This window comes from Ruegeria marisrubri, from assembly GCF_001507595.1.
Lineage (GTDB): Bacteria > Pseudomonadota > Alphaproteobacteria > Rhodobacterales > Rhodobacteraceae > Ruegeria > Ruegeria marisrubri.
In genome coordinates this window covers 1-7,159 of the sequence record NZ_LQBQ01000013.1, presented here as the reverse complement: position 1 = coordinate 7,159, position 7,159 = coordinate 1, and the positions used below count along the sequence as shown (strand labels likewise).

Annotated in this window: 7 protein-coding genes and 2 pseudogenes; all 9 read right to left on the bottom strand. The window is 62.8% G+C overall.

Going from position 1 to position 7,159, the window contains the following annotated elements:
- Positions 1-250 (bottom strand): annotated as a pseudogene (locus AVO45_RS10565) (IS6 family transposase); the annotation flags it as partial.
- A gap of 58 nt (positions 251-308) precedes the next feature.
- A pseudogene (locus AVO45_RS10560) lies at positions 309-695 on the bottom strand (phage tail tube protein); the annotation flags it as partial.
- Positions 696-719: 24 nt separating this feature from the next.
- Complete coding sequence (locus AVO45_RS10555) at positions 720-1,139, bottom strand: acyl-CoA transferase (protein WP_068346773.1); 420 nt, start codon at positions 1,137-1,139, stop codon at positions 720-722.
- Between the two features lie 125 nt (positions 1,140-1,264).
- Positions 1,265-2,764, bottom strand: coding sequence for a pyridoxal phosphate-dependent decarboxylase family protein (locus AVO45_RS10550; protein ID WP_068346771.1), 1,500 nt, complete (start codon positions 2,762-2,764; stop codon positions 1,265-1,267).
- Positions 2,765-2,881: 117 nt separating this feature from the next.
- Positions 2,882-3,709 (bottom strand): alpha/beta fold hydrolase, encoded by an 828-nt coding sequence (locus AVO45_RS10545; RefSeq protein WP_068346769.1) that lies wholly within the window; start codon positions 3,707-3,709, stop codon positions 2,882-2,884.
- 88 nt (positions 3,710-3,797) lie between these two features.
- Positions 3,798-4,430 (bottom strand): DUF6441 family protein, encoded by a 633-nt coding sequence (locus AVO45_RS10540; RefSeq protein ID WP_068346767.1) that lies wholly within the window; start codon positions 4,428-4,430, stop codon positions 3,798-3,800.
- A 5-nt stretch (positions 4,431-4,435) separates the two neighbouring features.
- Positions 4,436-4,747 carry a head-tail joining protein gene (locus tag AVO45_RS10535; protein WP_068346766.1) on the bottom strand — a complete coding sequence of 104 codons (312 nt, stop codon included), beginning with the start codon at positions 4,745-4,747 and terminating at the stop codon, positions 4,436-4,438.
- Positions 4,747-5,082, bottom strand: a complete 336-nt coding sequence (locus AVO45_RS10530) for a DUF2190 family protein (protein ID WP_068346764.1) — start codon at positions 5,080-5,082, stop codon at positions 4,747-4,749. Before AVO45_RS10530 ends, AVO45_RS10535 begins: the two co-directional genes overlap by 1 nt.
- Positions 5,083-5,159: 77 nt before the next feature.
- Positions 5,160-7,061 carry a prohead protease/major capsid protein fusion protein gene (locus AVO45_RS10525; RefSeq protein WP_240482118.1) on the bottom strand — a complete coding sequence of 634 codons (1,902 nt, stop codon included), beginning with the start codon at positions 7,059-7,061 and terminating at the stop codon, positions 5,160-5,162.
- Positions 7,062-7,159 lie beyond the last annotated feature (98 nt).

Here is a 7,159-nt window from a genome sequence, read left to right as displayed (position 1 = left end):
CGTCAAGATGCCAGCGCCACTTGCTGGAGCACATGCCTTGGATCCGTCGTTTCCGGATCTCGGCGGCGAACATCGGGCCAAACCTGTGCCACCAAAATCGCACGGCTTCGTGGCTCACGTCGATCCCGCGTTCGTGGAGCAGATCCTCGACGTTGCGCAACGAAAGCGGAAACCGGACATACAGCATAACCGCCAACCGGATGATCTCGGGGCTGGTCTTGAAATAGCGAAACGGGGATCTTTTGGTCATGGCCGGACGCTACAAAATCGCCATCCCCGTCTCAAGCTGGGTTGTTCTGACAGTGCCCGCAGCCGGAATACATCGCGTAACGCGGCACCTCGGGCATGCCGGTCTCGATCGACATGCTGGGCAGCGTCCAGGACCCGGACTGAAACTCGTGCGTCCAAGGGCCGGTGCCGGTGGTGGTCGGCGCCCCGAAGGCCGCCTTCAGCCAGAAGCCGAAGGCCTCCGCATCGAGTGGCACCACGACATCGCCATCGGCCGTGACCGCATCCTTGATCGGCGCCAGCGGATCGCGGCCGTAGCCGAGAAGCTCGGAGTTCAGCAGCGGCTGCTCGGCGCCGAGCGAGGTGCTGGCGAAGGGCATGCGGGTGAAGCCGCTCACGGGCGGCGTTCCATAGGTCGTCTCGAACGCAAGCGCCATCTGCGCCCGCGCCCCTTGGGCTCGTGCCATGGTGTTCTCCTCGGGTTGTCGGGATCAGCCGAGCGGGTCGGCCGTGGAATAGTGCAGAACCACCGGGATCACGGCGACCTTCAGGCTGGCCGCGCTCTCTACGGCCAAATCGACCGGCCGTGGGGCTTCTGCCTCGACCCAGTCGCAGAGCCCGCCCAACGTCCGGTCGGCCGCGAGCGCCGCGCCGATGCTGGCGGTCAGCGTGTCGAAGGCGGCGTCACGGGCTGCGCCTTGGACGACCGCCTCGATCTCGGCACGGTGCTGATAGTGGTAGCGCAGCGGCGACAGCGTGACCTCCGGCTCGCCTGGTTCGCCGTCGCGCAGGATCAGCAGCCCCTCGGCCGGCACACGCTCGGGCAACACCTCGCCGCGCAGGGCGGTGGCGGGCAGCGCTGAAAGCCGCGCGTGCAGCGCGGCGAGGATGGTTTCGCGGGGGGTGGGCATTTGCAACTACGAAGGTAAGGATGCGAAGAAGCTCAGCCTTGAGCTCAATGCGGACAATGAACCACGTCTGATCTTGTGCGCCGACCAAATTTAGCCGGTCTCAGGAACGGGAACTGGTCTAAGTCTTACGGCGTGCCTTTTTCCAGCTGGTCGATCGCCCCCTCTGCGATGATCTCGGTGCCGATACGCCGAACCTCAGCAACCAGGAGATCGAGGTCATCCTTGCGGGTACGATGATTGACGATCGCTACCCGAAGGCAGTGGCGGCCTGCAATTGTCGTATCGGATGGCGCCGCGATGCCTTTCTCCTGAAGACGCAGCATGATCTCCGTGTTGATGTGCCTGAGTTCGTCTTCGGAATGGTTGTCCGTCCTGAACCGAAAGCAGACGATGTTGAGAAGAACCGGCGCCATGAGCTCAAGGTCGTTTGAAGCTACGATCATGTCACGCAGATACGCGGCCTGCGAGATATTCTGGTCGATAAGGCGCCCAAGTTTTTCGACCCCGTAGTGTCGCAGCGTCATCCAGACCTTCAGCGCGCGGAAGCCTCGGGATGTCTGAATATTGTAAGCGTGAAGGTACTCCTTGGGCGCGATGCCGCGCTCGAACTCCTCGAGATACTCAGCGGTGACGGAAAAAGTCCGGCGATGCAGCTCCGCATCGCGAATGATGACACACCCGGCTTCAAACGGCACATGCAGCCATTTGTGAGGATCGAGGGCAACCGAGTCCGCACGCTCCAGCCCCTCTACCAAGTGGCGGTTCCGGGGCGCGATCCTGACCAAGGCTCCTATGCAGCCGTCAATATGAAACCAGAGCCCCTCTCTTTCGCAGAACTCGGCTATAGCCGTCAGATCATCAATGGCACCCGAATTGACGGAACCAGCCGTTGCAATCACGCAGGCCGGCATGACTCCGTTCGAGCGATCCTCCGATACCGCCGTCGCCAGCGCGGACAAATCAATCCGGCAGGTGCGGCTATCGGAACGGATTTTTTGCAAGGCGTTCTCTCCAAGGCCGAGAACACCGAGCGCCTTCCCATGACAGCTGTGAGCCTGATCTGAAGCATAAAAGCGCTGGGGCTGCGGCATGGACGAGATGCTCTCGCGCCTGAGGTCCACGCCTGCGTTCGCATTGCGCGCGACATTTAGCGCAATCAGATTCGCCATTGTGCCGCCGCTGACCAAGGTGCCGCTGGCCGAGGTCGGAAAGCCCATCATTTCCTTCAACCACCCCACGACCTGACGGTCCATCTCGGAGGCCGCCATGTTTCCGCCTCCAACGTTGGAGCCGTCAATGGCCGCAAGGAATTCCGCCAGCGCTCCCGCGTAGCTCCCAGACCCCATGTACCACATCCAATAGCGCGGGTGGATGTTTCCCAGTGAATAGGGAAGCAGGTTTTTTGTGATCAGGTCGTATGTCTTTTCCAAAGGTTCGGGAGCTTCGGGAACGCCCTCCTGATACCCGTCCAAAACCTCGGCCGGCATCTGCTGCCAGACGGGCCTGTCGCGGACGCTACGCAGGTGCTCTATCGCGTCATCGACAATTCGGTACGAGAGGCGGCGCATCGTTTCCCAATCTTCCGGGTCGAGCGTCTCTTCGAGTCCTTTTTGATCTCCGGCCATGTTCCTCCCCCTATTGATTGTTGAGAAATGTGTTGAGCAAGAACATAGCACATACATGCCCAGAATTCCCGTAGGAGCGGCTCACCGACCGGCACATGGGCGCATCAAGTGCTTGCTTCACTGCGAAGAGGGCATGACGCTGTTTGCCGCAATATGTCGCGTAATGGCTTCGTTGACGTCATTGGCATGCGTCAAAGGGGCCATGTGACCGGCACCTGCTATTTCAATCAGCCGGGCGTCCGGCAGAAGCTCGAAGAGCAGAGAAACGATCTCTTTCGCGGTCATTCTGGTTTCCGTCCCCCGGACAAGAAGTGTTGGTACGGCAATCTGTGAGTAGGCCTCAGCCTGAGTTTCTTCTGCGAATTCTGATGCCCAGAACTGGGCGACCGCCGGCATTGTCTGAATGATTGCCTCGCGACGGTTGGAGGGCATGCTCTGCCAAGCTGTTTCTCCAATCCAGTATGGCAAGAAGTCATCCGCGATTTCTGCCGACCTTCCCTGCGAGACCGCGAAAATGTGCTTGGTCCCAAGCTCTTCAGCTTCCGGCCACGTCGGATTCCTCAAGACACGAAGCAAGTGCATCAACGTCGGTTCGATCAGCGTCAAGCTCTGCAGCGACTGCGGGTTTTGCATCGCATACCGAATGGCAACCGCACCTCCATGCGAATGCCCAACTAGGTGAAATGGTTCGCCGACGAAGTCTCGGATTTTTTCGACGATGGCTGCATAATCCATTAACGTCGGGGGCGCGAGTTCTGTCCATGCAGATGATGCACCATGTCCGTAGAGATCCGGTGAAACGCAGTGGAATTGCGATTCTATCGCTTTGGAAAGCGTCCCCCATTGACGACTGCTGCTGCCGCCTCCATGCAGCAGGACGACCGCCTCGCCCTGTCCGGCTTCTGCGTAGTGTATCACATGGTTCTGGATCGAGAATTCAGCCATCACTTGTCCCCGGGCGAATATTTTCCTGCATTCATAGCACAGCAGCGGCGGCATCAACACAATGTCGGCTTCATCCGCATTGCTGGCGCTACATCTTCACCTCCACCCAGTTCGCCACGAGCAACCCCGGCACGCTGTCGAGCGCCCGCTCTGCATCCCTGTCGAGGTCCAGCTGCTTCGGAAGCTTCACCTGCGGGACGACCAGGAAGATCGGCGCGGTGACCTGGTTGCGCCCGGTCTTCGAACGCGACTCCACCGCCTGGCCGCGTTTGTTGATGCGGGCGCGGTCGGCGACGAGCAAGCTCGGCCCGCGCCGGCGGTAGACGAAGCGGAGACGCAGCCCCCGGCGGCGTTCCCATTCGCCAGGGGTGAGCTTGGCGCCGCGCAGGCCCCGCCCGGCGGCCTCGGTCGGGATAGCAAGCCAGAACCCCTCCTTCGAGCGGATGAGAGGCCCGGTGTCGTGGGCGCCGACGATGACCGGGGCCTTCGACCAGACGAGCGCCGCCGCGTTCAGGCTCTCTCCCGCCTTCGGGTAAGTCTGGCTCCGGATCGAGTTGGCGAGCCGCCGGCCGAGCCCCGCGCCGGTGATCTGGCCGCGCCAGGCGGTCTTGAGCCCTGTTCCGGCCTCGCGCATGGCGCTGGTCACGGCCTTCTCGCCTGCCTTTACTTCCGCGGCCATTGCGGCGACGAGATCGGGCGTGATGTCCAGCTTCAGCTTCATCGCGGTCAAGCCGGCCGCAGATCCACAGTCCAGACAAGCCGCTCGCGATCACGGACAGGCTCGCCCTGGATCAGGAAGGCATCGCCGTCGATCTCCACGCGGTCGCCGGGGCGTGGGCCCACGACATCGGCTACGCGCAGGTCGATCCGGGTTGTCTCTGACCAGAGCCGCGCATCACCGAAGTCGGTGATCGCATCGGCCTGCCGCGAGACGATACGTACCAGCACTGGCGTTCCACCATCGGCGATGTAGACCGCTTCGCGTCCCATGTTCGGATCGGCGAACAGCGCATCAACGATGGCGGCAAAAGCAGTCATCAGAACGCCGCATTCAGGCGCACGCGGCCGATGGTGTCACCGGCCCCGCCTGCCACGGCTTCGGTCGCTACGCCGATCAACGTGTTGGATGTGGCCACGCTCGTGGTGCGCTTGTTGGTGTCGTCCCAATAGACCTTGGCGCCGACGGTCCAGGCCTGCGAACCGACCTTGGTGATGTCGAACACACCGGTCAGGGCGGCTTCGACAGGATCGTTCAGAGCAGCGTCCCCGGATGCGATGCCGAAGATGGAGCCAACGAGCAGGCCGTCGCCGGAGGTCACGGCATAGGGCGCGGTCAGGGTGATGGTGTTGCCGGGCTGGACGTAGTTTTTCATGATGGGGATCCTTGTGGAAAGACGAAAGGCGGCCCGTGAGGACCGCCCGTGTGTCAGGGTTCAGGATGGGGTGCGGATTACGCGCCCGGGTTCTTGTAGAGGCCGCGCCAGTCGATGGCCTTGGCGCCGAAGTCGAGGCGGCACTTGATCTCGACCCCGTCGACGTCGAAGCCGTTGCGCGTCTCGATGTACGCGCCTTGCTGACCCTCGAGATAAGCGTTCTCGATGGTGTCGATCTGGTTGGGGCTGGCCGCCAGATACCAGGCGGTCTCGCTCGCGGTGTCGAGCCGGGGCTCGCTGATCGGCGCGAGGGTCCGGATCGACTGCGGCACCACGCTGGACGTCGCCGCGGGCACGAGGTTCTGGGCAACCAGCTGCTCGGCCTTCAGTTCCAGCGAAGCGGGCACGATCAGGAAGGCAGGCCGCACGTTGAGCACCGTTTTCTTGTCTAGCCCCGTCTGCTTGGCCATGGCGGCCCGCGCCGCACCGACGCTGGTCACATCGAGCGCTGCACCGGTGCCCGCAAGGTTCTTGTGGGTGGTGTGGAAGAGCGCGTTGCCGTCGGCCATCGCCGGGTTGGCTGTGATGATGCCCCATACCACGTCCGACTCCAGCTGGGCGATGGAGTTGCCGTACATCGCCGGGATCCGGGTGAAGGCGTCGAGATCGTCGTTGATCAGCGTCTGGCGGGTGATCGCGACCACCCGGCCATAGGTCTTGACCTTGTAGCTCTCCTTGCTCTCGCCGAGCGTGCCGCGCTTGAACTCGCCGCTCTCGCCGACCTCGAGCAGCTGCGGGGCCTCGCCAAGCTGCACCCGGTGCATGGCCTTGAAGTCGGTCGCCAGCACCTGGCGGCAGAACAGCATGAACGTGCGGGGATAGGCATCATAGGCCTGCCGCAGGGTCTTGTTGGTCACCGCCGACAGGATCTCGGGGAAATCAGACGTCGAGTGCAGCGCGCGCGTTGCCACCTCATCACGCGACAGGCCGCGCGTATTGACCCCGGCATTTCCGAGGCTCTCGCGGGCCAGCTCCATGAGCGTCATGCCGCGATACTGGCGCGCGGCATCCTCAAGCTGAAACAGCGTCGGGCTGTAGCGGTGCAGCAGCGCGTTGGCCACTGCGTCGCGGCGAGTGATCGCCTCATTGCGGCCGCCGAGCGGGATCGATACCTGGCTGAAGGTGCGGGTTTCCTCGGATTTTGCGGCCACCTGATCGAGGATCAGACGCCGGGCCTCATCGACGTCGGTGCCCCGTTTCACCAGATCCTCGGCAAAGCTGCGCTCGAAGTTCAGCCGCCCGGCCAGATCGTAGATCGTGGAAACGCGGTCGCGCTCGATTTCGCGCGCGCGGGTCGCGACCGTCTCGGTGTCGGGTGCGGGAGCGACGTCGGGTTTCTGAGACTTGGGCTGCACGCGGGTCTCAGCGGCAGCAACCTTCGGCTCTGTGTCGGGTGTCTTGGGTTCTGTCATCGTGGTGTCCTCGACAGCATTGTCGTCGCTGGGGGTTTCGTTGGCCGCATCGGCCGGGTCTTTGGGTTTGTCCGTCATCGGGATGGCTCCTGTGGTGGTGGATGGGACGTCCCGGCGATGAAGGACGCAGTCGTGAAGGGGGGATTGGGCGCGAAACCCCGCGGCGGGATCCGCACCAACGGGCACGGCGGAGATCTCGAAGGGCGTCCAGTCCACCGCGCGCCAAAGCTCGCGGGCCGCTTCGGGTTTGGAGACCTCGAAGCGGTGGACCTGGTAACCGATGGAGACCGCGCGGATATGGCCCGCCTGGATATCGCGCCAGATCGGCTCGACATCGGCGCGCTCAGAAATCCGGACCTGCGCAATGCCGCGACCGTTTTCGATACGCGCCGAGCCTGGGACGACGGAGCCGATCACCGCATCGAGCGTGTCGACCTCGTGCACCTTCAGAAACGGGGCACCCGCGTTCAGCCGATCCAGCCGTACATGCTCCGGATCGAGGCTCATGGAGTTGCCCCCTGAAAGTGGTCCACCAACTGGGATAGATTTGTCCCGCAATTGGAGGATCAGCGATGGCTGGAAAACGAGAGAAGGCCGAAGAGATT

Excerpts from the sequence above, each read along its gene's own strand:
- AVO45_RS10555 (WP_068346773.1), bottom strand. The coding sequence starts at position 1,139 with ATGCCCACCCCCCGCGAAACCATCCTCGCCGCGCTGCACGCGCGGCTT.
- AVO45_RS10550 (WP_068346771.1), bottom strand. The coding sequence starts at position 2,764 with ATGGCCGGAGATCAAAAAGGACTCGAAGAGACGCTCGACCCGGAAGAT.
- AVO45_RS10545 (WP_068346769.1), bottom strand. The coding sequence starts at position 3,709 with ATGGCTGAATTCTCGATCCAGAACCATGTGATACACTACGCAGAAGCC.
- AVO45_RS10540 (WP_068346767.1), bottom strand. The coding sequence starts at position 4,430 with ATGAAGCTGAAGCTGGACATCACGCCCGATCTCGTCGCCGCAATGGCC.
- AVO45_RS10535 (WP_068346766.1), bottom strand. The coding sequence starts at position 4,747 with ATGACTGCTTTTGCCGCCATCGTTGATGCGCTGTTCGCCGATCCGAAC.
- AVO45_RS10530 (WP_068346764.1), bottom strand. The coding sequence starts at position 5,082 with ATGAAAAACTACGTCCAGCCCGGCAACACCATCACCCTGACCGCGCCC.
- AVO45_RS10525 (WP_240482118.1), bottom strand. The coding sequence starts at position 7,061 with ATGAGCCTCGATCCGGAGCATGTACGGCTGGATCGGCTGAACGCGGGT.